30 protein-coding genes and 1 tRNA gene are annotated in these 23,226 nt (G+C 66.5%); 11 read left to right on the top strand and 20 right to left on the bottom strand.

Translation table 11 applies throughout. The features are described from left to right. A partial coding sequence (locus tag VAE53_RS01840; protein WP_322817656.1) for a hypothetical protein occupies window positions 1-864 on the bottom strand: 864 nt, incomplete at its 3' end. A gap of 39 nt (window positions 865-903) precedes the next feature. Here VAE53_RS01840 and VAE53_RS01845 point away from each other — a divergent pair. Both VAE53_RS01845 and VAE53_RS01850 read left to right on the top strand, forming a co-directional pair. Beyond that, window positions 904-1,584 (top strand): HAD-IB family phosphatase, encoded by a 681-nt coding sequence (locus tag VAE53_RS01845; protein WP_322817657.1) that lies wholly within the window; start codon window positions 904-906, stop codon window positions 1,582-1,584. Continuing rightward, window positions 1,542-2,051 carry an NAD(P)H-dependent oxidoreductase gene (locus VAE53_RS01850; protein WP_322817658.1) on the top strand — a complete coding sequence of 170 codons (510 nt, stop codon included), beginning with the start codon at window positions 1,542-1,544 and terminating at the stop codon, window positions 2,049-2,051. The genes VAE53_RS01845 and VAE53_RS01850 overlap by 43 nt, the downstream gene beginning before the upstream one ends. Here the strand turns inward: VAE53_RS01850 and VAE53_RS01855 are convergent. The 7 genes from VAE53_RS01855 to ftsH all read right to left on the bottom strand — a co-directional run bounded on the left by VAE53_RS01855 (window position 2,011) and on the right by ftsH (window position 7,558). Beyond that, complete coding sequence (locus VAE53_RS01855) at window positions 2,011-2,277, bottom strand: DUF6504 family protein (protein ID WP_322817659.1); 267 nt, start codon at window positions 2,275-2,277, stop codon at window positions 2,011-2,013. The two genes, VAE53_RS01850 and VAE53_RS01855, sit on opposite strands and share 41 nt — an antisense overlap. 17 nt (window positions 2,278-2,294) lie before the next feature. Further along, a complete protein-coding gene (locus tag VAE53_RS01860) occupies window positions 2,295-3,527 on the bottom strand; it encodes a hypothetical protein (protein WP_322817660.1) in 1,233 nt (410 codons plus the stop codon). A 66-nt stretch (window positions 3,528-3,593) separates the two neighbouring features. Then, window positions 3,594-4,523, bottom strand: coding sequence for a DUF1385 domain-containing protein (locus VAE53_RS01865; protein WP_322817661.1), 930 nt, complete (start codon window positions 4,521-4,523; stop codon window positions 3,594-3,596). A 63-nt stretch (window positions 4,524-4,586) separates the two neighbouring features. Next, entirely contained in the window at window positions 4,587-4,787 is a 201-nt protein-coding gene (gene rpmE / locus VAE53_RS01870; RefSeq protein WP_322817662.1) for a 50S ribosomal protein L31, read from the bottom strand. A gap of 13 nt (window positions 4,788-4,800) precedes the next feature. Continuing rightward, window positions 4,801-5,067, bottom strand: coding sequence for a 50S ribosomal protein L27 (gene rpmA, locus VAE53_RS01875; RefSeq protein WP_322817663.1), 267 nt, complete (start codon window positions 5,065-5,067; stop codon window positions 4,801-4,803). A 4-nt stretch (window positions 5,068-5,071) separates the two neighbouring features. After that, window positions 5,072-5,383, bottom strand: a complete 312-nt coding sequence (rplU, locus tag VAE53_RS01880) for a 50S ribosomal protein L21 (RefSeq protein ID WP_322817664.1) — start codon at window positions 5,381-5,383, stop codon at window positions 5,072-5,074. A 123-nt stretch (window positions 5,384-5,506) separates the two neighbouring features. Then, complete coding sequence (gene ftsH, locus VAE53_RS01885; RefSeq protein WP_369294013.1) at window positions 5,507-7,558, bottom strand: ATP-dependent zinc metalloprotease FtsH; 2,052 nt, start codon at window positions 7,556-7,558, stop codon at window positions 5,507-5,509. A 219-nt stretch (window positions 7,559-7,777) separates the two neighbouring features. On the opposite strand from ftsH, the gene npdG reads away from it, so the two are divergent. Genes npdG through cofE form a run of 3 tightly spaced genes read left to right on the top strand, consistent with a single transcriptional unit; the run spans window position 7,778 to window position 10,003 of the window. Beyond that, the gene (npdG, locus tag VAE53_RS01890; protein WP_322817666.1) at window positions 7,778-8,428 is read left to right on the top strand and encodes an NADPH-dependent F420 reductase; all 651 of its coding nucleotides are present in this window, start codon (window positions 7,778-7,780) and stop codon (window positions 8,426-8,428) included. A 1-nt stretch (window position 8,429) separates the two neighbouring features. Then, the gene (locus VAE53_RS01895) at window positions 8,430-9,227 is read left to right on the top strand and encodes an alpha/beta hydrolase (protein ID WP_322817667.1); all 798 of its coding nucleotides are present in this window, start codon (window positions 8,430-8,432) and stop codon (window positions 9,225-9,227) included. 23 nt (window positions 9,228-9,250) lie between these two features. Next, a complete protein-coding gene (gene cofE / locus VAE53_RS01900) occupies window positions 9,251-10,003 on the top strand; it encodes a coenzyme F420-0:L-glutamate ligase (protein ID WP_322817668.1) in 753 nt (250 codons plus the stop codon). A gap of 182 nt (window positions 10,004-10,185) precedes the next feature. On the opposite strand, the gene VAE53_RS01905 is transcribed toward cofE, so the two are convergent. Next, complete coding sequence (locus VAE53_RS01905) at window positions 10,186-10,617, bottom strand: PIN domain-containing protein (protein ID WP_322817669.1); 432 nt, start codon at window positions 10,615-10,617, stop codon at window positions 10,186-10,188. Then, the gene (locus VAE53_RS01910; RefSeq protein ID WP_322817670.1) at window positions 10,617-10,880 is read right to left on the bottom strand and encodes a type II toxin-antitoxin system prevent-host-death family antitoxin; all 264 of its coding nucleotides are present in this window, start codon (window positions 10,878-10,880) and stop codon (window positions 10,617-10,619) included. Before VAE53_RS01910 ends, VAE53_RS01905 begins: the two co-directional genes overlap by 1 nt. An 85-nt stretch (window positions 10,881-10,965) precedes the next feature. On the opposite strand from VAE53_RS01910, the gene dut reads away from it, so the two are divergent. The 3 genes from dut (at window position 10,966) to rplS (ending at window position 12,190) form a co-directional block, all read left to right on the top strand. Next, window positions 10,966-11,400: a dUTP diphosphatase gene (gene dut / locus VAE53_RS01915; RefSeq protein WP_322817671.1), complete on the top strand. Its 435-nt coding sequence runs from the start codon at window positions 10,966-10,968 to the stop codon at window positions 11,398-11,400. Beyond that, window positions 11,397-11,771 (top strand): fluoride efflux transporter CrcB, encoded by a 375-nt coding sequence (crcB, locus tag VAE53_RS01920; RefSeq protein WP_322817672.1) that lies wholly within the window; start codon window positions 11,397-11,399, stop codon window positions 11,769-11,771. The genes dut and crcB overlap by 4 nt, the downstream gene beginning before the upstream one ends. A 71-nt stretch (window positions 11,772-11,842) precedes the next feature. Continuing rightward, a complete protein-coding gene (gene rplS / locus VAE53_RS01925) occupies window positions 11,843-12,190 on the top strand; it encodes a 50S ribosomal protein L19 (protein ID WP_322817673.1) in 348 nt (115 codons plus the stop codon). 108 nt (window positions 12,191-12,298) lie between these two features. Here rplS and VAE53_RS01930 read toward each other — a convergent pair whose 3' ends face one another. Beyond that, window positions 12,299-13,966, bottom strand: a complete 1,668-nt coding sequence (locus VAE53_RS01930) for an MDR family MFS transporter (protein ID WP_322817674.1) — start codon at window positions 13,964-13,966, stop codon at window positions 12,299-12,301. A gap of 104 nt (window positions 13,967-14,070) precedes the next feature. Then, window positions 14,071-14,490, bottom strand: coding sequence for a DUF3293 domain-containing protein (locus tag VAE53_RS01935; protein WP_322817675.1), 420 nt, complete (start codon window positions 14,488-14,490; stop codon window positions 14,071-14,073). Here VAE53_RS01935 and VAE53_RS01940 point away from each other — a divergent pair. After that, window positions 14,489-15,298, top strand: coding sequence for an enoyl-CoA hydratase/isomerase family protein (locus VAE53_RS01940; protein WP_322817676.1), 810 nt, complete (start codon window positions 14,489-14,491; stop codon window positions 15,296-15,298). The two genes, VAE53_RS01935 and VAE53_RS01940, sit on opposite strands and share 2 nt — an antisense overlap. An 89-nt stretch (window positions 15,299-15,387) precedes the next feature. On the opposite strand, the gene VAE53_RS01945 is transcribed toward VAE53_RS01940, so the two are convergent. The 4 genes from VAE53_RS01945 to lspA all read right to left on the bottom strand — a co-directional run bounded on the left by VAE53_RS01945 (window position 15,388) and on the right by lspA (window position 18,423). Further along, window positions 15,388-15,461 (bottom strand) — tRNA-Gln (locus VAE53_RS01945). Window positions 15,462-15,512: 51 nt separating this feature from the next. Continuing rightward, window positions 15,513-16,985, bottom strand: a complete 1,473-nt coding sequence (gltX, locus tag VAE53_RS01950; protein WP_322817677.1) for a glutamate--tRNA ligase — start codon at window positions 16,983-16,985, stop codon at window positions 15,513-15,515. Continuing rightward, window positions 16,982-17,959: an RluA family pseudouridine synthase gene (locus tag VAE53_RS01955; RefSeq protein ID WP_322817678.1), complete on the bottom strand. Its 978-nt coding sequence runs from the start codon at window positions 17,957-17,959 to the stop codon at window positions 16,982-16,984. The genes gltX and VAE53_RS01955 overlap by 4 nt, the downstream gene beginning before the upstream one ends. Next, window positions 17,908-18,423, bottom strand: coding sequence for a signal peptidase II (gene lspA, locus VAE53_RS01960; protein WP_322817679.1), 516 nt, complete (start codon window positions 18,421-18,423; stop codon window positions 17,908-17,910). Before lspA ends, VAE53_RS01955 begins: the two co-directional genes overlap by 52 nt. Before the next feature lie 111 nt (window positions 18,424-18,534). Between lspA and VAE53_RS01965 the strand changes: the two genes are divergently transcribed. Further along, a complete protein-coding gene (locus VAE53_RS01965; RefSeq protein WP_322817680.1) occupies window positions 18,535-19,128 on the top strand; it encodes a sulfite oxidase-like oxidoreductase in 594 nt (197 codons plus the stop codon). 23 nt (window positions 19,129-19,151) lie between these two features. Here the strand turns inward: VAE53_RS01965 and VAE53_RS01970 are convergent, their stop codons facing one another. Next, a complete protein-coding gene (locus VAE53_RS01970; protein ID WP_322817681.1) occupies window positions 19,152-19,535 on the bottom strand; it encodes a plastocyanin/azurin family copper-binding protein in 384 nt (127 codons plus the stop codon). After that, complete coding sequence (locus VAE53_RS01975) at window positions 19,532-21,139, bottom strand: DAK2 domain-containing protein (protein ID WP_322817682.1); 1,608 nt, start codon at window positions 21,137-21,139, stop codon at window positions 19,532-19,534. The genes VAE53_RS01970 and VAE53_RS01975 overlap by 4 nt, the downstream gene beginning before the upstream one ends. A gap of 110 nt (window positions 21,140-21,249) precedes the next feature. Here VAE53_RS01975 and VAE53_RS01980 point away from each other — a divergent pair, with 110 nt between their 5' ends. Continuing rightward, entirely contained in the window at window positions 21,250-21,462 is a 213-nt protein-coding gene (locus VAE53_RS01980; protein WP_322817683.1) for a bL28 family ribosomal protein, read from the top strand. A gap of 64 nt (window positions 21,463-21,526) precedes the next feature. On the opposite strand, the gene VAE53_RS01985 is transcribed toward VAE53_RS01980, so the two are convergent. Together VAE53_RS01985 and VAE53_RS01990 are read right to left on the bottom strand one after the other, a co-directional pair. Continuing rightward, window positions 21,527-22,174 (bottom strand): hypothetical protein, encoded by a 648-nt coding sequence (locus VAE53_RS01985; protein WP_322817684.1) that lies wholly within the window; start codon window positions 22,172-22,174, stop codon window positions 21,527-21,529. Continuing rightward, window positions 22,171-23,097, bottom strand: a complete 927-nt coding sequence (locus VAE53_RS01990; RefSeq protein WP_322817685.1) for an alpha/beta hydrolase — start codon at window positions 23,095-23,097, stop codon at window positions 22,171-22,173. The genes VAE53_RS01985 and VAE53_RS01990 overlap by 4 nt, the downstream gene beginning before the upstream one ends. Window positions 23,098-23,226 lie beyond the last annotated feature (129 nt).

Genomic DNA, 23,226 nt, shown 5'->3' on the forward strand with positions numbered 1-23,226 from the left:
GCCGAGCACCGCCGCGAGCTGCCCGACAAGACCCGCTCGCGTCACGCACGACTCCGGGTCGAAGAGGTATCGCCCCATTCCCACCGCGAACTCGTCCTCCTCGTCCATCGTCGAATCGATTGTCCCGCCAGCCGGGAGCAGCACCGCCCGCCGAAGCCCCGGTGCCGCGCCCTCCCCACCCCACACGGTGAGTTCCCGAAGGTCGCGCCCAACCTGCACTGCTTCCACCTCGGCCCAGGCCGGCACCGCCTCGAGAGGGAGGCCAGGTGGGCCCTTCACCGCACCGGCCGCAGCGCGCCGAACGAGTTCCAGACACGCCTCCCACGGCGGCGAAAATGCGGCCGGGTCGAAGCGCCGCACCCCCTCCTGTCTCCGGGATGGGTCCAATACCACCGCGAGGCCATCCAACCGCGCCGGCGGCCGGAGCGCATCGCCATGCACTGCCCGACCGTCCGTGTTCGCGCGGGCCAGCAACGCCGTTGCGGCGTCGCGTTCCACCCCGAAGCCCTCTCTGCCCGTCGCCAACAGCGCCACGAGGTCGCCGCCGAGTCCGCACGTAAGATCGACGAAATGGCGGCCGAGCGCAGCCAGACGGTCCGCTCGCCGCCGCGCAACCAGCGGGTGCGTCATCATCTCTAGCCCCTCGGCCGTCAACAACGAAACCGGGAGCTCGCCGAACCTTCGCCGAGCTCGGCCCCGGAGCGTAAGCTGCTCACCAAGAGCGGCCGCCTCCCCGGGCGAAAATGCCCGCCGAAGCCGCTCGGCCAGCCGAACAGGGTCCGCCTCCTCGAGCGCTACCGGCAGGGCTTCCAGCGTCGCCCGCGCCGCCAGGCCCGCCAAATAACGCGCGCGCTCCAACCTCACTGCCGACCCCGCTGGCGTCCGCCGTGCGAAACTGGAAACGTGGCCAACCTCATCTGCCTCGATTTCGATGACACCATCACCATCGACAATACCGCTCGACAGCTTTTCGAGCGTTTCGCTGCTCCCGGGTGGCAGGAACTCGAGGCGAAGCTCCGTGCTGGCGAGCTCACTGTCGAGCAGTACAACGCCGCCGCGCTCGATCTCGTCGAAGCCGACGAAGCGGCCCTCCGGAACTTCGCCCTCCAATCCGTCCGCCTTCGCCCCGGATTCCTCGAACTCATCGACTGGGCGCACTGGAACGATTGGCTCGTTGTCGTCGTCAGCAACGGCTTCGACCTCTACGTCGATACCGTCCTCGATGCCCACCGGCTCGACCGCGTGCCGCGGCACTGCGGGCGTACCTGGTTCGCCTACCGCTGGCGCGTGCGCTACGACAGCCCCCGCGGTGTCGAACTCCAGGATGGCTTCAAGCTCGCCTATGCGCGCGCCTTTCGCGACCTCGGCGACTTCGTCGTCTACGTCGGCGATGGCGCGAGCGACCTCGCAGCCGCCCGACTCGCACCCGTCGTCTTCGCACGGAGCACCTTGCATCAGCGACTCGCCACCGAACATCCTCAGCTCTACCCCTTCGATACCTTCCACGACATCATCGCCGTACTCGAAAGGCAGGCGCCGCGATGGTCCGCATCCTCCTCCTCTACGACTCCCGCGGAGGGTTGACTGCCCGCCTCGCCGATGCCGTCGAGGCAGGTATCCGCTCCGCGGGCGGAGCCTGCCTGCGGCGAACCGTCGAAGCCGCCACCCCGGCCGACCTCCTCGCCTGTGACGGCCTCATCGTCGGTTCTCCCAACTGGAGCGGCATCACCGGGCGGCTCAAGGAATGGTTCGATGCCTCTGGCGACCTCTGGGAGACGGGGGAACTCGCCGGCCGCCCCGCCGGGGCGTTCACCGCTGGCCTCTCCCGCTCAGCGGGCACCGAGGCCACACTGCTCCAGCTCCTCCATCTCCTCCTCTCGCATGGCATGGTCGTCGTGGGCCTCCCCTGGAGCGAACGGATGCAGCGCTCCGGCTCGTACTACGGCGCCACCGCCCACGGCGAGGTCACGGCCGACGATGAAGCGCAGGCCAGCCTCCTCGGCGCCCGCGTCACCGATATCGCCCGTCGTCTCCGGCCGAGCCGGCGCTGAACGCCGCCGGATGGTACGGTTGGAGGAACCATCCCCCCGCCACGAGGTCGCGAAACACCGTCATCCGCCGCCCACCTTCGATCTCCACCTCGTAGTAGAGCCGGGCAATTTCCTCCCGCCACCATTCATCATCGATGCGCCATCGGTCGTGGATGGCAATGACCCGGCGGAATCGGCCCCGCCAGGCGATCGCTCGCGGCGCGCCCGCCTCGTCGGTTTCGACCACGAGTCCCCGTGGCTGATTCAGGAACCGTAAGCCACGAGTGCCACCTGACGTTCCGGAATGCGCGACCATGGCTCCACCTCCACGATGCGGAAGACTTGCGCTTCCCCGGCCCGGGCGTGGAGCTGCGCGATCGCCTCGTCCAGCTCCCGCTGCCGCCCCCGTCCGGTCGACCAGAGCAGCTGCTGATGCGCGTACTCGCTGCACGCCCCACGCAGCTCGACGCCAACGCTCGTAGCTGGTGCCGGCAGGCGAAGCCCCTCCACCTTCCCCCGCAGCACGAAGAGCGCATGACGCGGGTCGGCGGTTGGCTCCCGGAACGCGAGGCGTCGTCCCACCCGCGTCCCGTCCTCCAAGCCCGCCCACCAGCTGACTATGCGGACCGCACGGCCCTGCAGCTCGTCGCGTGCGAACGCCCGCCCTAGTGCCGTCTCGCTCCCTGCCAACAGCGAAGCCTGCGAAACCGCTGGGGCCGGCAGCTCCACCTCCTCCGTCACGCGGAATTCGGATGGAGCCGGCGCCAGCCGGGACGTATCCCGGCCGTTCGCAAGCTCCCACGCCCGCCGCCCCGCCGGCCCGAATTGCGCCTGCATCGCCGAAAGCGGGAGCCCCGCGAGCTGCCCCAACCGATCGATGCCGAACAGCCGCAGCCGCTGGTGCATCGCTGCCTCCACCGGCAGCACCTCCACCGGCAGGCGAGCAAGAAACTCCCGCTCCCGCCCAGGTACCACCACGATCGACTGCCGCCGATCACCGCAATCGCCCGCAACCCTGAAGCCCAGCCCCAGCGCGCTGCAGGCCGCGTGCGCCGCAAAGACCGTCGCCCCGCCGCCCGCCAACACCGGCAAGCCGGTCGCCCCCGCCAGGCTCTCCCGCAGTTGCGCGAGGAACTCCGCCGGCCCCAGCCCCGCGAGCGCCCACAACCCTCGCACCTCGCAGTGCAGGTGCCCCTCCCCTGCCTCTTCCACCACCGGGCTACGCTCCCGCAAGAGATTCGCCAGCCGCTCTGCCTCCGCCCGGATCACGGAGGCCGCCAGCGGCAGGAACACCGCATCAGGGCAAAGCGCCAATGCCCGGCGCAGGCTCATTCCCGGTGTCACCCCTGCTGCCATTGCCTCCAACGAACAGGCCGTTACCTCCGCGTGCTCCTCCGGCGAGCCGCCCACCACCACCGGCCGCCCGCCAAGCCTCGGGTTCTCACGCCGAGCGATCGCAATCCCGAACCACGGCACCTGGATGCACGCGAAGTCCATCGGACTTCAGAGAATAGAACATACGTTCGAAGATCGGAAGGACCTGAATGTGAAAATTCTGCAGGTTCAGGCCCCGCCCGCCTGCCTGCCCCCTGGCTCCATCCCCGCCGCCGCCAACGTCGCCTCGAACGACGCGATTGCGACCTCCACCTGGCTCTCGTCTGGCACCCGCGTCGTCAGCGCCTGAAGCGCGATATTTGGCGCAAACAGCGCTCGCACCAGCCCGTGCTCCCGATAGCGCGCCCCGAGGCGAAGAATCTCGTAGCTCACCCCTGCGATCAGCGGGATGAGCAGAATCCGCGAAGCCAACCGCACCAGGAGCCCCTCATCGACCAGCAGATCGAACACGAAAAACGTCAGCAGCGCCACAACCACCACCACCAGCAGGAAGCTTGTCCCGCACCGCTGGTGCTCCTTCGGGAACCTGCGCACCTCCTCCACCGTCAGCGGCCGGCCAGCCTCGTAGGCGTGGATCGTCATGTGCTCCGCCCCGTGGTACTGGAACACCCGTCGGATATCCGGGATGAGCCCAATCACCGCGATGTATCCCACGAACAGCCCGAGCCGCACCACTCCCTCGACCAGGACGATCCAAAAACGCGCCACATCCCAGCGCTCCAGCAGGTGCGCCAGCAAGATCGGCCCCGCGAAAAAGACCGCGACGACGAACACCAACGACAGCAGCATCGTCCCGAGGAACGCCTTCTCCGGGAATTCCACCGGCTCCTTCGCCTCGTCCTCCTCGAAGGCGATGCGCGACGAATAGTTCAGCGCTCGCATCCCCAGAGCCAGCGTCTCCCACAGCACTACCATCCCCCGGACGAGCGGGACGCGTCGGGCCCTGCCGGTATAGATGCCGCTCAACCGCTCCGAGTGCGTCACGATGTGGCCCTTCGGATGGCGCACCGCGACCGCCATGTGCTCCGGCCCGCGGATCATCACCCCTTCGATGACTGCCTGTCCGCCGTAATACACCTGTGCCGGTTCTGCTGCCATCGACGAGCCCCGAAATGGAAAAGGGGCGCCGCATTGGCGCCCCCTCGATCGCATCGCCCCGCCTCAGCCCCGCTGGAAGCGCCGGTTGAACCGCTCCACGCGCCCCGCCGTATCCACAATACGCTGCTCACCGGTGAAAAACGGATGGCAGACGTTGCATACGTCGATGTGCATCGTCGGCTTCGTCGAGCGAGTCCGGATTTCATTCCCGCACGAGCAGTGGATCACGGCCTCGACATAGTTCGGATGGATTCCTGCCTTCATCGTTCCCGATCCCTCATGCTTCCTGGAGCGCGTACACGCTCACCTTCTTCCGCCGCCCCTTGGCGAACGGTTCGAACTTCACACGTCCGTCGATGAGCGAGTAGATCGTGTAATCGCGTCCAAGCCCCACGTTCTCGCCCGGGTGGAAGCGCGTCCCGCGCTGGCGGATGAGGATCGCGCCCGGCTTCACGACCTCGCCGTCGAAGTGCTTCACACCCAGCCGCTTGCTGTTGCTGTCGCGGCCGTTCTTCGAGCTGCCGACGCCTTTCTTGTGGGCCATCTCGCTACTCCTTCGTAATCGCCTCGACGACCAGCCGGGTCACCGGCTGCCGGTGCCCCAGCTTCCGCCGGTAGCGCACCTTGTTCTTGTACTTCATGAACACCAGCTTCGGGCCTCGGCCGTGCTGCGTGATGCGCGCACGGACCTTTGCCCCTTCCACCAGCGGTTTCCCGACGGTCACGTTCGACCCATCGAGCACCATCATCACGTCCAGGTCAACGATGTCGCCCGGCTCACCCGCGAGCCGGTTCACTTCGAATTCCTGCCCCTCGACGAGGCGCAACTGGCGCCCATCGGCGCGAACGATCGCTTCCATGTTCCAATCTCCGGGTTCTCCCAGGCGGTTCTTCAAGTGTCGCCTCCGCCCCGGGTCCAGTCAACGAGTTCCGTGCGGAGAGCTGCGCGAACTCGGTTCTCCGCCCGCGGCACGCCCTCGAAGCTAGGCGCCCCCGTCGGTTCGCGTCTGATTGCTCGCCTCCCATGCCAGTCCCGTGGCCGGCTTCGGTTCGAATGCGGGCCGGCGCGGCGCCTCGTCCGCGGCCGGCTTCGGCGCCGTTTCCGGCTTCGGTTCGGCGAGGTCCGGCGGCGGCCAGGGCTCGTCCGGGTCGCTATTCAGCAGCCGGAGGAGTTGCTCGCCCTCGAGCGTTTCCACCTCGATGAGCACGCTCGCCAGCTTGTCCAGCAGCTTTCGGTGCTCGAGCAGCACCTTCGTCGCCGTCGCGTGCGCCTCGTCGATCAGCTCGCGGACCTCCTCGTCGATCTCCTCCGCAATCTTCTCGCTGTAGTCACGCGTCTCCGAAATCTCCCGGCCGAGAAAAACCAGCTCCTCCGTCTTCCCGAACGTCCGGGGGCCCAGTTTCTTGCTCATCCCCCAGCGGGTCACCATCGATCGCGCGATCCGGGTCACCTGCTGGATATCGCTCGAGGGGCCGGTCGAAGCCTCACCGAACACGATCTCCTCCGCCGCCAATCCGCCGAGCGCGCTCGCCATCCGATCCTTGAACATCGATGGCGTGTGGTAGCTCGTATCCTCGCCCAGGAACCGCGTGTGCCCACCGCTCATCCCGCGTGAAACGATCGTCACCTTGTAGACCGGGTCGTGGTGCTTCAGGAAGTGCGCCACGATCACGTGCCCGCCCTCGTGGTAAGCCGTCACCTTCTTCTCGAGGTCGCTCATCACCTTGCTCTTCCGCTCGGGCCCGAGAATCACCCGGTCGATCGCCTCGAGGAACTCCTTCATCGTGATGATCTTCTTGTTCCGTCGGGCAGCGAGAATCGCCGCCTCGTTCACCAGGTTCGCAAGGTCGGCCCCCGAGAATCCCGACGTCGCCTTCGCGAGGACCGCCACATCCACATCGTCCGCGACCGGCTTCCCTTTCAAATGGACATTCAGGATGGCCTCCCGCCCCTTGATGTCCGGCGCGTCCAACACCACTTTCCGGTCGAATCGGCCCGGCCGCAGCAGCGCGGGATCCAGAATGTCGGGGCGGTTCGTGGCCGCAATCACGATGACGTTCGTGCCCGTGTCGAAGCCGTCCATCTCGACGAGGATCTGGTTCAAGGTCTGCTCCCGCTCGTCGTGGCTCCCCCCGAGGCCAGCCCCACGCTGTCGCCCGACCGCGTCGATTTCATCGATGAACACAATGCACGGAGCGTTCTTCTTCGCCTGGTCGAACAAGTCGCGCACCCGGCTCGCGCCCACCCCCACGAACATCTCCACGAATTCCGAGCCCGAAATACTGAAGAACGGCACCCCCGCCTCGCCGGCCACTGCCCGCGAGAGCAGCGTCTTCCCCGTTCCCGGTGGCCCGACGAGCAGCACGCCCTTCGGAATGCGCGCCCCCAGGGCAGCGAACTTCTCCGGGTACTTGAGGAACTCGACGACCTCGGCAAGCTCCTCCTTCGCCTCGTCCACGCCCGCAACATCGGCAAACGTCACCGTCACCTTCGAACCAGTGAAGAGGCGTGCTCGGCTCTTGCCAAAGCTCATCGCTTGCGAATTCGAGCCCTGGGCCTGCCGCATGATGAGCAGCAGGAACAGACCAAAAAGGAGGAACGGCAAAATGTTCAGCAACAGCCCGAGGAACGGGCCGAACCCCGAGCTATCCTTGTATTCGAGATTCACCGCCGGGACGCCCTCGGCCGTCCCCGGCGCACGGCTCAGCGAAACACCTCGTTGGGTCAGGATGTCCTCGATGTTCGTGTTCGGGCCGACCTTCGAGGTGACAATCGTCGGGGCGTCTTGATTCGACTGCCGGATATATGTGACCGTCAGGTTCCGGCCATCGACCTCGATCTTCTCGATCTTCCCCCGCTCGGCATCCGTGATCACCTGGCCGAATTCGACCGACTGGTGGTCACTGCCGTTGGCAAAGAACGCGAAGAAAATCGCGATCACCGCAACGATCACGAGGAGCCAGAAGAAACTGTTTCGAATCCAGCGGGAATACAATACGAGACTCCGTGTTGCGCAGTCGGGGGCCGCGCTCATCACGAGTATAGCAGAGGGTCCCCTCCCTGCTGCCCGTGCGATGTAAGCGCGCCTGTACGCGGCGGTGGGCGGCGCGGACCAGCCCCTCTCTCTACCTTACGTCACCGAATGCCGTCCGGCTCACCCCTCCCCCAAAATCTGCCCATCCATCGCCCGCTGAATCGCCACCCGCTACGCTGTACGCCGTCTCTACCCCGTTGCACCTTCCGAGGAGGCTCCATGAAGCTCGCATTCGTCGGCGGCACCGGCCCCGAAGGCCTGGGGCTCGCCATGCGGTTCGCCCGCGCCGGCCACCAAGTCGCCATCGGGTCTCGCTCTGCCGAGCGCGGCGAAGAGGCTGCTGCCAAAGTCCGGGAATCCGTTCCTGGCGCCGTCGCGACCGGCAGCGACAACGCCACCGCCGTCCGCGATGCCGACGTGGTCTTCCTCACCTTCCCCTATAGCGGACAGGCGGCCACCCTCCAGGCGCTCGCCCCTGCCCTCGCCGGAAAGATCGTCTGCAACGTCGTCGCTCCGCTCGAATTCCGGCAAGGGGTCGGCGCGGTCGCGCTCGACGTTCCAGGCGGAAGCGCACTCCAGGAGGCGATCGCCCAACTACCCGAATCCCGCGTCGTCTCGGCCTTCCAGAATCTCAGCGCCGAAGAACTCCAGCACCTCGACCACCCCATCGAAGCCGACGTCCTCGTGTGCGGCCGCGATGCCGAGGCCAAGCAGATCGTCATCGGCCTGGCTAACCAGATCACGGGCGTCCGCGGCATCGATGCCGGCGGCCCCTCCCAGAGCCGCTACGTCGAAATGCTCACCGCCCTCCTCATCAACCTCAACCGAAAACACAAAACCCAAACCAGCATCCGCATCGTGGGAATCTGATATGCCATTTACCCAACGCTCTGGCGCCCGAATCTACTTCGAAACCCGAGGCTCTGGCGAACCACTCGTCATGGTCTACGGCATCGGCGGTCACTCCGGCGATTGGTGGGACGAGTTCCCCGCACTCCTCGCAGAGCACTACCACCTCGTCCTCGTCGACAATCGCGGCACCGGCCAATCGGAAAAACCCACCGAGCCCTGGTCGATGTCCGACATGACCGCCGACGTCATCGCCGTCGCCGACGAATTGGGCCTCGATCGATTCCACCTCCTCGGGTGCTCGCTCGGCAGCATCATCGTGCGCCACGTCGTGCGCGAATACGGGCCTGCCCGGATCCGTTCGCTCGCACTCCTCTGTCCCCCGAACGGCATCCCGGCCACCGAAGAAGACCTCCGCACCGCGCTCTTCTGGGACCCCGCCCGGCCCCTCATCGAATCCGCCCGTGCGAGCTGGCCCATCGTCCACCCGCCCGCCTGGATAGCCAACAACGAATCCGTGCTCGTCGAGCGCTTCGAGCGCACCATGCAGAACCCGACCCCGGCGCGAACGTTCCAGTTCCAGCTCCAGGCCGCCCAGGCTGCACCCGACCCGAATACAGCGGTCGCTGCTGCCGACTTTCCCGTGCTCATCCTCCACGGCACCATCGACCGACTCGTCCCGCCAGCCAATGCCGAGCTTCTCTCCCAGCAGATCCCCCGCGCACGTCTCGCGTGGCTCGAAGGCGACAGTCACAACTTTTGGGCCCACAACCCCCGAGGCTCTGCCGCCCTGCTCCTCGAATTCCTCGCTTCGACCTGAGCGCACCGCTGGAGGTGAACGGAATGACCTCGCTCCACATTTTCGGCATTCCTGGCCTCCCCGAGATTCTCCCGGGCACCGACCTCGCCGGCGCCATCTTCGATGCCGCTCTCGCCGCCGGGAATCCCCTCGCCGACCGGGACATCCTCGTCGTCACCTCGAAAGTCGTTTCCAAAGCGGAAGGCCGCGTCGTCGACTTGGCCACAGTCGAAGTCTCGCCCTTCGCCCGGCAGTACGCCGAGCGCTGGGAAAAAGAACCAGCCGTCATCGAGTTGGTTCTCCGCGAGGCCCGGCGTGTGGTCCGCCAGGTCGGTCCGGTGCTCATCACCGAAACACGCCACGGCTTCGTCTGTGCCAATTCCGGTGTCGACCAATCGTCCTCGGGCGGGCACGGCCGCGCCGTCCTCCTTCCCGTCGACCCCGACGCCAGCGCCCGCACCATCCGCACCGGGCTGAAGGCCCGCGGGGTCGACGTCGCCGTCATCGTCTCCGATACCTTCGGGAGGCCCTGGCGCGAAGGCCAGACCGATGTCGCCATCGGTATCGCGGGTATGCACCCCATGACGAGCTACATCGGCCAGGTCGACCCCCACGGCCACGAATTCCGCGTTCAGGCGCTCTGCACAGCCGATGAACTCGCTGGAGCTGCCGAGCTCGTCAAGGGCAACCTCTCGCGAGTCCCCGCCGCCGTCATCCGCGGCTTCCCTTGGGAAACCGACGAAGAGGCGACGATGCAGCTCATCATCCGCGAGCCCGAACGCGACCTCTTCCGCTGAACTGAACTCACCCGCGCCTCCCAATTGACGACGAGCTTGGCCGTTCCTCTGGTCCTCGTGTCCAACAGCCCCCCGCCACCCCCAGCTCCTACCCAGTGCCCACGTGGCGGAAACGGCGACAATCGACCAGACATCGCCCACACAGGGGCAAGGACGGCTGACCGACCGAACGCGAAGGGCATTCAGGAACCAGGGCCACTGCCGGAGGGCCTCGGGCGAACCACCTCGACAACCTGGCCCGCTCGTTGCAGCTGGCGCGGGTTCAGCGTCACGAGTCGGTCCCCCAGCGTTTCGGCCACCGCGAAATAGAGGGCATCGCTGCCGCGGAGTTGATGCTCGGCGGCTAGCGTTGCCGCCCGTTCGGCCAGCGGGAGTGCCACCGGGAGGAACTCGAACAGCGGCGAAACCCGCAATTGCTGCTCCACCTCTCGGGCGAGGTACTTGTCGCCCGTGCCCGCCGCCACCGCCGCGGACACTTCTGCCAGCGCAACGACCGGGGCGCGGAGCGGTTCTCCGTCGGCAATCGCCTCGCGGAGCCACGCCACCGTTGTCTCGTGCTGCCGGTCGCGAGCGTTGAAGAGCGAGACGAAGACGCTGGCATCGATCGTCGCCATCAGCGCTCCCCCCCGTCGGGCAGCACCGGTAGCGTCAACCAGGCCGCACCCACGGCCTCCGCCAGCCGTTCGATGGCGGCAATCTCCGCGTTCGCCTGGCCGCGCTCCACCCCCGCAATGTCGCGCTCCGAGTAGGGGCGGAGCGTCGCTACCGGATCCCCGTTGACGGTAATCACATAGACAGCATGCTGCTCCCGAACGGCACGCACTACCTGCGTCGCCTCGTTCTTCAGCTGCCGGACGCCAATCATTCGAACGGCCATGATTCACACGTAGCCACATCGTGGCTACCGTTATCCGAAACGTCAACTCCCTGACCAGTCGAACGAGCTCTGCTACCCTTTCCCCGTGGAGTTCCCGCCCATCCGCGTCAGACTCCTCCGCGATGGCGCCCGCATACCCAGTCGCGCGACCGATTTGGCTTCCGGCTTCGACCTTTCGGCCTGCATCGAATCGCCAATCCTCGTCGGCAACCGCCCGGTCCTCGTCCCGACCGGAATCGCCCTCGAAATCCCGCCCGGGATCGACGCGCAAGTGCGCCCCCGGTCGGGGCTCGCGCGCCAAGGCATCCTCTGTACCTTCGGCACCATCGATGCTGACTACCGGGGCGAGCTCCTCGTGACCCTCTACGCCGTCGCGCCTGGCATCGAGCACACCATCGAACCCGGCGACCGCATCGCCCAGCTCGTGTTCGGCCTCTTGGCCGTGGCCCGCTTCGAATTGGCGGCCGACCTCTCCCCCACGCAGCGGGGTGCTGGCGGCCACGGGAGCACTGGCCGGTGACGTACCTCTACATCGTCGTCGGCGCTTGCCTCGGAGCGCCACTTCGCTATTTCGTCGGAAGCCAATTCCGCCCCGGCCTCATCGGCAACTTCCCCGTCGGCACCTTCGTGGTCAATGTCACCGGCTGCTTCGTCATCGGCCTCCTGCTCGAATATGCCGGCGAACGTGGCTCCCTCTCACGGGAGGCGCGTCTCTTGATCGTGACCGGTTTCCTTGGGAGCTACACCACCTTCTCCGCCTTTGGCTGGGAAACGTACGACCTCGCCCGATTATCGGAGCCGCTGACCGCAGCCCTCTATGCCGGACTCTCGGTCGCCGTCGGGGTGCTCGCCGTTTGGGCGGGCGCTCTGCTCGTCCGCACCCTGAGCTGACCTCACAGCGCTGGAACATAGCCTCCTTCCCGGTATCCTGAATGGGTTACCTCCTCCGGGGTTCATTCACCATGTCTTACGAACTCGATACGCTCGTGCCCGCTGCGGCGCCGGTCGAGCGCCCTGACTTCAACAGCGGCGATACCGTCCGCGTCCACGCCAAGGTCGTCGAAGGCAACCGAGAGCGCATCCAGGTCTTCGAGGGCGTGGTCATTCGCAAGCGCAACAAGGGGCTTGCCTCGAACTTCACCGTTCGCAAAATCGCCGCTGGCCAGGTGGGCGTCGAACGCACCTTCCCGCTCCACAGCCCTCGCGTCGACAAAATCGAAGTCGTCCGCCGCGGTAAGGTCCGTCGGAAGAATCTCTACTACCTTCGTGGCCTGACCGGAAAGGCTGCTCGCATCAAGGAGAAGCGCTAGCCGCGATCCTGCAACGGCGGTTCTGCCTCCCAGCAGACCCTCCGCATAGACACGGGATAGACACGGGCCCCGGGTGCAAAACCCGGGGCCCGTGTACGGTTGGCCGCCTCAGTCGCTCATGGCTCCGGCAGCGGGGAGAGGTGGCGCGCCTGGCGCCTCTCCACGGCCCGCCTCCCCTGGAGGACCACCGGCAACCGTCCGCCTGAGTGGAAGCTCAGGAATCAAGAAGGCCAGCGCCGCGCACACCACCGCCGCGGCCAGCGCCCCCCAGTAGATATGCCGGATAGCGACCACCACTCCCTCGCCTTGCGCCACCCGCGTACGCTCCAGCAAGTTCTCGCCATCCGGCTTTGCGCCGATCGCCTGCTCGATGCGCGCATAGACGCCCTCGTTCAGCCGAATGGTCGGGTCGTCCAATTGCTGGACCAAGGCCGGGCCGAGCGTCGCTTGGTCCTCTGCCGAGAGCCGCGACGTGAACTCCGCATGGTACGTGTTCGCGAGAATTGACCCGAAGACCGCGATGCCGAGCACGCTGCCGATCTGCCGGAAGAACTGGCTCGCCGAGGTCGCCACCCCGATGTGCTGATAGCCGACCGCGTTCTGCACGACGAGCGACATCGTTGGCAGTACGAGGCCGAACCCCAAGCCCAGTACCACCATCGTTGCACTCACCTGCCACAGTTTGGTGTTCAGACTCACCTGCGTGAGCACGCTCAAGGCTGCCGCGATCAGCACTGTCCCCGCGAACGTCTGCCAGCGGTATCTCCCCGTCCGTGCAATCACCTGCCCGCCGATGACACTGGTCGCCAGAACGCCCAGGCTTTGTGGCGTAGTGATCACGCCCGAGGCAGTCGCCGAGGCACCGAGAGCAGTCTGTACATAAATCCCGAGAAACTGGAACGCACCGAAGACGCCGAATCCAAATGCGAACACCACCAGATTCGAGAGCAGGAACACCCGGTTCCGGAACAGATAGAGCGGCAGTGTCGGCTCCGGGTGGTGAAGCTCCTGCAACACGAACAGCCCGAGCAGAACCAGCGCCCCACCAAGCAGCCCGATGATCTCCATCGAGTCCCAAGCGTACTTGTCGCCTGCCCACACGAGCGCGAGGAGCACCAGCACCGAGGCGGCCGAAAGGAGCCCCGCGCCAATGAAATCGAGCTTTGGCGAACCGCTCCGCACCTTGGCCGGCAGGTTCAACCAGATCGCCGGGACCGCGACCAGCCCCACCGGGATGTTGATATAGAACACCCACCGCCAGCTCAAGGTATCCGTCAAAAAGCCCCCGAACGTCGGGCCTACCACACTGGCGAGACTGAACACCCCCGTGAACAGGCCGATGTACTTGCCACGCTCTGCCGGCGCGAAGAGATCGCCCATCGTGGCGAACACCGAGGCGAAAATCATCCCGCCGCCCAAGCCCTGCACGGCCCGCATCCAGATCAAAACCGGCATGTTCGGCGCCGCCCCGCAGGCCGCCGAAGCGGCAATGAACAACAGAACCCCGCCAATCAGGAACAGCTTCCTCCCGTAAATGTCCCCTAGCTTCCCAACCAGCGGGATCACGACCGTGGAGGTCAGCATGTAACTCGTGAACAGCCACGAGAGCAACGCGAACCCACCCAGGTCGGCGAGGATGCGCGGCGTCGCCGTCGAAACGACCGTCTGATCCAGCGCACCGATGAAGAGGCAGATCATCAGACTCCCGAGGAGCAACCACTTCTGCCTCGGATCGAGCGACTCGCCCAGTGGCTGTGAGCCCGGTCCTGCGTGCATGCGTCCCCTCCTACGTTCACGTCAGCGTGAGCGTGCCTCCGAGCGTACATAGTTCGCCCCAACCAAACAATCGGGGCAGCCCCCGACACCTCTTCCCTCGCCAATCAACACCAAACGAGCTCGAGCTTCTCCCCGTCGAACCAGCAAATCGCCGCCTGTCCGAACTTCCGAGCCAGTGCCAATCCGTCCTCGAGCGAATCCACGAAGACCGCGAGGGACGGCTCTCGGTGACTCCCGTCAGGCGATCGACCCTCCGCCGTGGCCCAGACCAGCCCTCGCCGCTCCACCTCGGCGAGCAGCGCTCGGTTCCGCGCCTCGTTGACCTCCCGCGGCGGTCGTTCCAGCCCCGGATTCCACGCGGTCACGATGGCGAACGGTCCTGGCAGGCCAGCGGCGCGCTCTCCGATTCGCAGCACCACTCGGCCGCTCGGTAATTCGACGACGTAGAGCGCCGCACGATACGCCGCCTCGAGGTCTGCGTCGCGGATGCTATCGCTGCGTTCCCGAGTAGAATCGCCACCCATGGAACAGCCCCTGCACTTCGAATCCAGAGAATCCATAGGGATTCTCACCCTCAACCGTCCCGAGCGCCTCAACGCCATCGACCACACGATGTTGCGCGCCCTGCGCGCCTTCTTCGATGAGCGCCATCGCGACTTCACGACACGCGTCATTGTCGTCACCGGAGCAGGCCGTGGATTTTGCGCCGGCCTCGACCTCAAAGCTGGCTCCACGCAGGGCGCTTGGCAGCCCGGCGTCGGACCCGTTCAAGATGCGCTCACCTTCCAGGAAGACATCGCCGACCTCATGGTCAAAATGCGCGAATGCCCACAGGCATTGATCGCCGCGGTCAACGGACCCGCCACCGGGGGCGGACTGTCTATCGCACTCGCTTCCGACATGCGCATCGGTACCGCCAATGCCCGTTTCGCGTGTTCCTACCTCAACCTCGGGCTCGGCGGAGCCGATGTCGGCTCCTCGTACTTCCTCCCGAAAATCGTCGGCATGGCTCACGCCGCAGACATGCTCTACTCGGGCCGCATCGTCGAAGCGCAGGAAGCCCTCCAGATGGGGCTCATTACCCGCATCGTCGAACCCGAAGACCTCCTGCCCACCGCGCTCGCCATCGCAGAGGGCATCGTTCGAAAAGCGAGCCCCCTCGGCCTGCGCCTCACCAAACAGGTCCTCAACGAAACCGTCAGCGGCATCAGCCTCCAGACGGCCCTCAAACTCGAGAACCGGAACCAGATCCTTGCCAGCCAGACCGAAGACGCTCGCGAAGCTCGCCAGGCATGGTTCGAAAAGCGCGACCCCAATTGGCGCGATGCCTGAGTTCTCCCGTCCGCGCGCGACGAAGCCCCGGCTTCGAAGCCGGGGCTTCAGGACATGTCTCTGGCTCGAACGGGCTGCACATTCGGAGATGGCTGGGGATGGAGGATTCGAACCCCCACATACAGATCCAGAGTCTGCTGTCCTACCCTTAGACGAATCCCCAGCGTGGGCTTCAGATTACCAACCAGGCGTCGCCTGCGCCAAGTCTTTCGGTCTACCCAAGCCGCGCACGAGCTGCCCGCAAACGAGCCAACGTTCGCTCCCTCCCGAGGATCCCGAGGGAGTCGAACAGCGGAATGCCCGTCGGCCTGCCCATGATCGCCACATAAAGAACCGCGATGAACTTCCGGAGCTTCATCCCGAGCGGTTCCTCGAGCCCGCGCAGCGCCGTTTCGACCGCTTCCGGTGTCCAACGTTCCCCCGGCAATGCATCCAGCCGCAAGAGCGCCTCGTCAAGGACTCGCACCGCAGTCGCCGCCGCGCCCACCCGTTCCGTCAGCAGCGTCGTCTCGTACTCGGGTGCATCGTAGGTGAACAGGAACGCGATCATTCCTGGGATTTCGCTCAGGACTGTGACCCGCTCCCGCAGGAGCGGTGCCGCCGCCCGGATCACCCGCTCGTCGAGCGGACGCGGGACGCTCGGCGGCAGTCCCCGGTCGGCCCACTCCCCGACCAGACCGACCCACCGTTTCTCGTCCATCGTGCGGATGTAGTGACCGTTCAGGAAGTTCAGCCGTTCGATATCGAAGACTGCCGGATTCGGCACCACCCGCGCGAGGTCGAAATTCCGCGTCAAGTCCTCGACGCTCAGGATCGTCGTATGGTCGTCCAGCGACCATCCGAGCAACGCCAGGAAGTTCACCATCGCCTCCGGCAGATAGCCGCGGTCGCGGTAGTCCAGGAGGGCGGTGTCGCCCGACCGCTTGCTCAGCTTTTTGTGGTCCGGCCCCAGGATCAGCGGGAGGTGCGCCCACTCCGGCGATTGCCAACCGAGGGCCTCGTACAGCTGGATGTGCTTCGGCGCGCTCGAAATCCACTCATCACCACGAATACAGTGGCTGATCTCCATCGCCGTATCGTCGACGACCACCGCCAGGTGGTAGGTCGGGAAACCATCCGACTTCAAGATCACGAAGTCATCCTGTAAGGCGTTTTCGAACACCACGTCGCCCCGGATGACGTCGCGCAAAACCGTGACACCCTCACGTTGCATCGCGAAACGGATGACGTGGGGCTCGTCCTTGCCGCGCGTTTCAGCTTCCGCGGGAGAAATGGCCCGGCAGAGCCCGTCGTATCCTGGCGGCTTCTTCGCCGCCGCCTGCGCAGCCCGCAGGGCGTCGAGACGCTCCGGCGTGCAAAAGCATCGGTACGCCCGTCCGGAGGCGAGGAGCCGCTCGGCCGCCTCGCGGTAAAGGTGCAGCCGCTCCGACTGGAAGTACGGCCCTTTCGGACCGCCGACGTCCGGACCTTCGTCCCAATCGATGCCGAGCCAACGCAGGCTCTCCATGATCGCCTCGACGGCCCCCTCGATGAACCGATTCCGGTCGGTGTCCTCGATGCGCAGCAGGAACTGACCCCCATGCGCTCGCGCATACGCCCAGCTGAACAGCGCCGAGCGAATATTTCCCACGTGCGGATTCCCTGTCGGGCTCGGTGCATAGCGGGTCCGAACTGGCCGGTCGGTCACGAATCCTCGCCTCGCTCGATGGTCGGCGGTCGCACCGCCGCGTAGCGAGAGGCTACCGTCTCTCCGGCGATGGCGCGAATCGCCCCCAGGAGATCATCTGGTGCGGCCGCTCCTACTCGCAGCCGGCCCCCCGCCGGGTGCGGGATCTCCAGAAAGAGGGCATGGAGCAGCTGTCGGCTCCCTGGCACTCCCGCGCCGTACACCGCGTCCTGCGCGACCGGCACCCCGATCGCCGCCAGGTGGACTCGAATCTGGTGCGTTCGCCCGGTTTCCGGGTAAACCTCGAGTACGCTTCGGCGGCCATCGCTCGCGATGACCCGGTACGCCGTGCGTGCGGGGCGCCCCCGCGAGGTGACGGCCATCCGGGTCCGTTCCCGCGGATCCCGGTCGATCGCCGCCTCGATGACGGCTTCGGCCTGCGGTGGCACTCCTTCGACCACGGTGAGGTAGGTCTTTCGGGCGGCGCGCAGCTCGAAGGCGCGACTGAGCGCTGCTTGGGCCTCGGGCGTCTTTGCGAGCAGCAGCACCCCGCTCGTCTCTTTGTCGAGCCGGTGCACAATGCCCGGGCGGTCCACGTCGAACCCCCGGGTCGCCTCACCGAGCTTTGCCAGCCACCAAGCGGCCACGGAAGGTGCTCCATCGCCCGGCGCTCCGTGCACGGGAAGGCCGGCAGGTTTATCGACCGCCGCGAGGTGGGCATCCTCGAAGAGGATCGACAGGTCGAACCCCGGCTCCGGTGCGACGTGCACGTTCGGCTCCCTCACGACACGCACACGATCGCCCGGCACCACCGTCGTCGCCTTTCGGGCCCGCAGACCGTTCACCGTCACGAGTCCGCGGTCGATCAGTCGTTGCACACGCGCCCTCGAAACGCCGGGCAGGACTCCAGCCGCTATCGCATCGAGTCGCCCCGCTTGCGCAACTACGAATTCGACGATGTCTCCGGCTCCGGTCTCGGGAACAACATGCTCCACAGAAGAATCGCCACCCCAATGGTGATGGCCGAATCGGCCACATTGAATGCCGGCCAGTTCGGAACCTTCAGGAAGTCCACCACGCGCCCCTCCATCACCCGATCGATGAGGTTGCCGATGGCTCCCCCGAGCATCAGTGCGAGCCCGAGCCTCAGCACCGGCTGCGCGAACCCCGGATTCAGCAGGTACACGAGGATAGCCGCCAGCCCGGCAACACTCGCCAGGATGAGCAGCGGCCCCGCCCCCTGCAGGATTCCGAAAGCAGCTCCGGTGTTGGTCACGTGGACGATCCGGAAGAACGGCAATAGCTCGATGCTCTCGCCCCGTTCCAGGTTCGCACGGATGAACCACTTCGTCAGCTGGTCCGCCCCCACGATTGCCGCCGACAGGATCAGAAACCAGCCATCCCGACGTCCCCAATCGACTCGCAGGCCCGTCCGGCCGCCCGTGCGTGCACCTTCCATTCGTCCCAGTGTAAGCGTTCTCCGCCGTCCGCGCGGAGGTCCGCCTTGCGGGCCCGCCGAATGAACCGCTACGCTCGTTGCGACCCCTCATTCGCAGGCAAGGAACCATCCATGTCGAGCCCGGCATCGAAAGAACTCCGTCCCGACGGTAAGCTGCGCCTCCCTCCCGGGCAGCACCTCACCACAGGCTGGCCCGTCCTCCACTACGGCAGCATCCCCCGTATCGACCTCGAGACCTGGCGATTCCACGTCTGGGGCCTCGTCGAGGAAGAACGCTCGTTCACTTGGGAGGAGTTCAACGCCCTCGGCCAGGTCACGGATACCAGCGATATCCACTGCGTCACCACCTGGAGCAAATTCGACAATACCTGGGAAGGCGTCCCGTTCCGTGCCCTCTACGACGCGATTCGCCTAAAACCCGAAGCCAAGTACGCCATGATTCACTGCTACGGCGGCTACACCACCAACCTCCCCCTCGACGACCTTCTCCGTGAGGGCGTCCTCTTCGCCCACTCCCACAACGGCCAACCGCTCACCAAAGAACACGGCTGGCCCATGCGCCTCGTCGTGCCGCACCTCTACTTCTGGAAGAGTGCCAAATGGGTCGGCGGCATCCAGTTCCTCGACCGCGACCGGCCCGGCTTCTGGGAAACCTATGGTTACCATAATTACGGAGACCCTTGGAAGGAGCAGCGCTACTCCTGACTTCGCCCACGGGCCTCGTTCGCTCAGCGGACGACGACGGTGCCCTGCATCGAATCACCGTGGACTCCGCACCGATACGAGAATGTCCCAGGTGCGGTGAACTCCAACTCGAAATTACCGCTCCGCATCCGCCCCGAATCGATGCTCGCGCCGTTGAACATGCCCACCACGCTGTGCTCGGCGTTCCCGCGGAACGTCCAGGTGACCCGAGCCCCGGTCGGCACCTGCAAGCTCAACGGCTGAAATCGAAAGTCCGTTACCGTAATCGTCGTCAGGTTTGCGGGCAGTGGGCCCGGTCTCGTGGGGGTCGGCGTCGGGATATCGCGCTCGCCACCGCCGCACGCTGCTCCGATGGCCGCGCCAACAACGACGGCCACGCTCGCGACAACGGCCCGAAAGCGGTTCATGCCTCCACCGCGACGATGTAGGGATAGAGCGGTTGCCCGCCGGCGATCACCTCGACCTCGGCGTGGGGGAAGGCAGTGCGCACGAGCTGCTCGGCGGCTGCTGCGTCGCCTTCTTCCCCGACGTACACCGTGATGAGCCCGGCTTCGGGACCACCGGCGGCGACGATACCGGCTGACAGCGCATCCTCGATGCTCCCGCACGCAGCTACGAGCTTTCCGTCGACCACTGCGATGCCCTGCCCGGCTTCGACAGCCACCCCGTCCGCAACGCGCGAAGCCGCTGCCACCGCGACCTCGACCGTTCGCACTTGCGCAGCTGCTCGGGCCATTCGTTCCGCTAACTCGGGCGCGCGCAGAGCGGGGTCGAACGCGAGTGCGGCAGCTACCCCCTGCGGCAGCGTCCGCGTCGGCACCACGTGCAGCGTGCACCGGGCAAGCGAACGGGCTTGGTCCGCCGACAGCAGCACGTTCTCGTGGTTCGGCAGCACGATGACGTCCGCCGCACCGACCGCCTCCGCGGCGCGCGCAATATCGCCAGCCGCCGGCTTCTCTTGCCTGCCCAGGTCGAGCACGCGCGCTCCGAGCGACTCGAACACCCGGTCGAATCCTTCCCCCCGACTGAGCGCGAGGAGCCCGACCGCCGCTGTTGCCCCGCTGCCCACTTGCTCGAACTGCTGCCGCTGCGCACGCAAATCGTCGATTTTCACCCGCGCCGGTGTCCCCAGCGGGGCGACGGCCGCGATCAGCGCTTCCGGTTCTTCCGTGTGGAGGTGGACGCGCGCCAAACGATCGTCCCCGACGATCACGACGCTGCTGCCCGAGGCCTCGGCAAGCGCCCGCAGCCGCTCCAGGTCCAGCCGCCCGCCATCCCGGGGTTCGAGCACGAATTCGGTGCAGAAGCCGCTCACGTCGCCTGCGTGGGCCGCAGCGAATTCACGCGCATGGCCCGGACCCGCCAGGAGCGTGAGGTCGACCATCTCCCCCCGCAGGCGGGCCGCCATCCCGTCCAGGAGCACGCAGATGCCCTCACCGCCTGCATCGGGCACTCCAGCCTCCTGCAGCGTCGGCAACATTTCGATGGTCCGCGCTTCCGCGATCCGCGCCGCAGCCACCGCTCGCTCCAGAACGGCGAGGCAGGGCGCCCCGACCCCGCCTCCGGGCAATCGAGCCGCGGCGAGCTCCGCCGCATCTGCCGCCTCTCGGAGGACGGTCAGCATCGTCCCTTCCTTCGGCTGGCTCACCGCTCGGTATGCCGCATCCGCCGCCCCGACAAGCCCCCGGGCCAGCCCGGCAGCGTCCAGCTCGCGCTGGCCGAGAAGCGCATCGGCGAACCCACGCAAGGCCTGTGAAAGAATGACCCCGGAATTGCCACGAGCTCCGTACAGCGCGCCACGCGCCGCCGCAGCTGCGGTCTCGGCGACTGAAAGGCTGACCGCCACCCGCGCGGCCGAGGCAGCTTCTTGCATCGTCGCGGCCATGTTCGACCCCGTGTCCCCATCTGGAACCGGGTAAACGTTGATCGCATCGATGCGCTCGGCGGCGGTCGCGAGCGCTGCCGCTCCGGCCTCCAACAGTTCGCGAAGCCCCTCACCATCGACTCGCAACAGGGGCCCTGTGCCCGCTCTCACGTGGACGCACCGACCAGCGTTTGGCCGCAAGCCCTGTGCGGTGTTAGCATCAGAAATCGATTCTGCCACGGAAGGAAGCATCACGCATGGCCAGTGGAGCATGCGACGTCTGCGGCAAAACCACCCAATTCGGCCGCCATATCCGTCATCAGCACAGCGGCCGCTGGGAGCGGAAGGCTCCGAAGAAGTCGCGGACGTTTCGCCCAAACGTCCACAAGCATCGCATTTATTTCGGCGGCGCCTCGCTGCGCGTCAACATCTGCACGCGCTGCCTCAAGACCATGACCAAGTCCGCCTGAACCGCCGCCCCGCCGTCAGTGCCCGGAGCCGGCCCGCAACGGCCGGCTCCTTCGCGTTCACGGATCAGCCAGCCGTGGCGAAGCGGCGCAGGGCGTCCCCGAGCGATTCTTCCACCACGCCCGGCACCTCGAGGACCGCTGCAAGCCACGCCGGACGCTGCCGGCCGCAGACGGCGACCGGGTTTGCCAGGTGCGAACCCTCGACCGCCAACTCAGCGAACCGCCGTACATAGGCCGGAGGCCGAAGGTCGGCACCGAGTTCGACCAGCGCGAACGGGTCGGGAGCCGAGAGTGGGCCCGGAACGCCGCGGACAACCGCCGGTCCCGGCGCATCACCGCCGCCGGCAAGCCCTGCACCGTCGAGGATCGCCACCCCCCGGACGTCGGCCGGCCGCGCGCCCGCGAGGAGGAGCGCAATGTAGCCGCCCAGCCCCCGGCCGACGATGGTGGCGCTGCCAATTGCCGCCAGCGCCACGTCCGCATCGCCCATCAGCACCTCCGCCGTGTAGCCCCCGCCGGCCGGCACCGACGAGGCGCCGTGGCCCGTGAAATCCAGGGCGAACACCGCGCCTGGCCAGTCGGCCACCTCGGCCGGGAGCCGCTCCGGCGACCGATCGCCCAGCGCGTGGAGCAGCAGGAGGCGCGGCCCCGGCGCATCGCGCAGCGTGTGCAACGCCAGCCGAACACGGTTGTGCTGCAGAAAGACCGTCATCGCAGGAACTCCCGCACCAGCTCGGCCACCTTGTGTGGGTGCTCGATGTGGATGAAGTGACCGGTATTCGCGAAGGGGATAATCTCGGCGCGCGGTGGCAAATAGGGCAACAGGGCACGGTGGTTCGTTCCCCAGCCCATCTCCTCTTCGACCGTAGCGGTCAGGCCCAGCAAGGGGACCTTCAAGCCCTTCAGGCGCTGGAGCGACCATTCCGGGCTCCAGGGACCGAACCCGCCGAAGCGAATCGCCGGGTCCAATTTCCAACGCCAACCGTCCGGGTCGCGCCTCGCCCCGATTGTCACGAGGTACCGCAGCCAGTCATCCGGAAGACGCGGATTCATCCGCTTTCGCCGCCTCGCGAGCTCCTCCAAGGTGCCAGCCTTGCGCAAACTGATGTGTGCCGCGCGCCGGTGGTCGAGCCAATCCGCCAGCGTCTTCGCGGTGAACTTCCGATGCTCATGGTCCGAGACGTCCGGAGCCGGGTCCCGACTCGGCAGCCCATCGATCACGACCAGCTTCGAGAGCCGGTACGGCAGCGCCTCGGCGAGTTGCAGCATCATCCCGCCGCCCTTCGAATGGGCCACCACCGGCACAGCGTCCGGCGTCGTCGCATCGAGCACCGAAAGCGCATCCCGCACATCCGCATCCCAGCTGTAGAGCGCCGCATGTTCCGAATCACCATGGCCGCGATGGTCCCACGAAATCACCCGCCAGCCCGCTGCCGCCAGCAACGGCGCGAACACATCGAACGTCCCCGCAAAGTCCGACCCGCCATGGACCAGGAAGAGCGGCGGACCATCGGCGTCGCCCCACTCGCAGACGTGCAGCCGCACGCCGTACGAATCCACCCAGCGATGGCGGTCAGGGCGCTTCGCCCCCGGATACGTCAGGAATCGCGGCTCGTCGATGACCGGGGCCGTCATGCAGCAATCACCTTCGAAGAACTTGGCAGTCCAGTCGCCGACCGTCCCGCTCCCGGCAGGTCGGCCACTCCGAGCATCCGACCGCCGCCCGGCAACGGTCAAGGCGCCAAGGGAATGGAGACCACGAAA

The organism is Tepidiforma sp., from assembly GCF_034432735.1.
Taxonomy (GTDB): domain Bacteria; phylum Chloroflexota; class Dehalococcoidia; order Tepidiformales; family Tepidiformaceae; genus Tepidiforma.